This is a genomic window from Pseudoalteromonas sp. Z1A6 (assembly GCF_011378745.1).
GTDB classification, from domain to species: domain Bacteria; phylum Pseudomonadota; class Gammaproteobacteria; order Enterobacterales; family Alteromonadaceae; genus Pseudoalteromonas; species Pseudoalteromonas arctica.
Genome location: NZ_WTKW01000526.1, coordinates 1 through 1,951 on the forward strand (window position 1 = coordinate 1; position 1,951 = coordinate 1,951).

At 38.1% G+C, this 1,951-nt stretch carries 1 protein-coding gene; it reads right to left on the reverse strand.

From position 1 onward, the window contains the following. Nucleotides 1-45 precede the first annotated feature (45 nt). Nucleotides 46-1,833, reverse strand: coding sequence for a PDZ domain-containing protein (locus GQR46_RS19155; protein ID WP_165742113.1), 1,788 nt, complete (start codon nucleotides 1,831-1,833; stop codon nucleotides 46-48). Nucleotides 1,834-1,951 lie beyond the last annotated feature (118 nt).

Here is a 1,951-nt window from a genome sequence, read left to right on the forward strand (position 1 = left end):
TTTTTAATAATTGTTAACTATATTTAAACGCTATAAAAACTGAATTTATTTTTTTGTCACATCATTTGGATGTTCCACGCCAATCCATGCTTTGAATAGTGCTTTTTGCTCAGGCGTTGCCTCTTTATCAGCAACTACTTTTTTAGGCTTATCAAAATCTTCTGATAATACTAATGTTAAGCTTTCAAGAGCATCGCGACGAAGATAGTCAATGGTTACTTTATCGCCTTTTTTAAACGTTTCTAAGCTGGTTTTTAAATCTTTACCTACGTGATGTTTGTTTATAGCGACAATTTTATCATCGGTAGTTAAACCTGCTTTCCACGCACTGCCACCACGGCGAACGTAACTTAACGTAAGTAACTCGCCCGTGTTTTTAGCGGTAGCATCAATGCTTGCAAGGGCTTTTGCTTTTTCAGGACGTTCAAATTTCAAGCCTACTTTAGTAAGTAAGTCGTCAAAGTTAATACTTGCAGGCGACTCAACATTTTCTTGCCACCAGCTTGAGTAATCACGCCCTGTTAAATCTTTTAAGATATTAAGTACATCTACATCTGTAAAACCAGCTGGCATTTTATGATTGTTATAAAGTGCTTTGTGTACGTCGCGATAGCTTATTTTACCTTGGCTTTTTTCTAGCAAGTCGATATCTAAAACTAATGAAAGTAATGAACCTTCTGAATAAATATTAGTGCTGTAGTTACGTGCATGATCGCCACCTTGGTTAATCCATTTATCAAAGCTTGTTTCGCTTGCGCTTTGCACTTCACGGCCCGGTGTTTGTAAATGACGATTAATGGTTTTACTCATCACTTTAAAAAATTCATCTGTGGTTTCAATACCAGAGCGAACCATTAAATGATCTTCAAAATAACTTGTTGAACCCTCTGCAATCCAAAGCAGTTTAGAGTAATTCATATTAGTGTAATCGTACGGCACTAAACCTTGAGGGCGGTATGCTTTAACATTCCATGTATGAACAAACTCATGCGCAGCGGTGCTAATAAAGGCTAGGTAATCTTCGCGGCTACCAAATCTATCGCGTGGACGTTGAATAATTGTTGAGTTTAAATGCTCTGTTGCACCACCAGCACCCGACGTAGCATGTACCATAAATACATAACGTTCATACGGATAGCCATCCCAAATTACATTACCAGTGGCAACTAATTTTTTAAGATCGGTAAGCATTTGCTCTACATCGTAGTTACCATCGCCCCATATAACTAAATCGTATTCACGGCCATCTACTTCAAATGTGTGTAGTTGGTTAATACCCGTTTCGATTGGTGAATCAACAAGTACGTCGTAATCTGCTGCTTTAAATGAATTTTTGCCTTTTAAATTATCCATACCCGATACAGAGCGCCACTTTTTAGGTACCTCTAAATTAACGGTTACTGGCTCTTGGCGGAATGATTCACTAAACATAAAAAAGCCTGATGCATCTATAAATGCATGGCTGTCGTCAATGTGGCGAGCGCGCTTACCAAGCTCATTTGCATACACCTGGTAGTCAACATTAACTTCTGTTGGCTCATTAAGGTGTACACGCCATGTACTGTGATCAATTTTTTCCCATGTTAACTCTTCGCCATCTTCATCTTTAGCTTTGAAATAACGAATGCCATTGGCAAGGTTTAGCATTTCATAGCGACCCGTTCGCCATGCAGGAAGTTTTATATCAAGATGTGCTTGCGCTGTTTTTGGAAACTCAACACTTACATCGCCTAAATGATGTTGTGGTTGTGAGATTTCTAAAGAATAATTTACATCGGCAAATACAGGTGCTGAACATGCAGCTAAAATAGATAGGGCTAATAACTTTTTCATAGAGACTCTTAGTGGAAACTTAATTACCTGCAAGACTAGCAAGCCCCTATTTAAAAGTGAATTAAATACGACAAATTGCCCCGTATACGAGTTTATACGTAGTAGCTTATTAAAATTT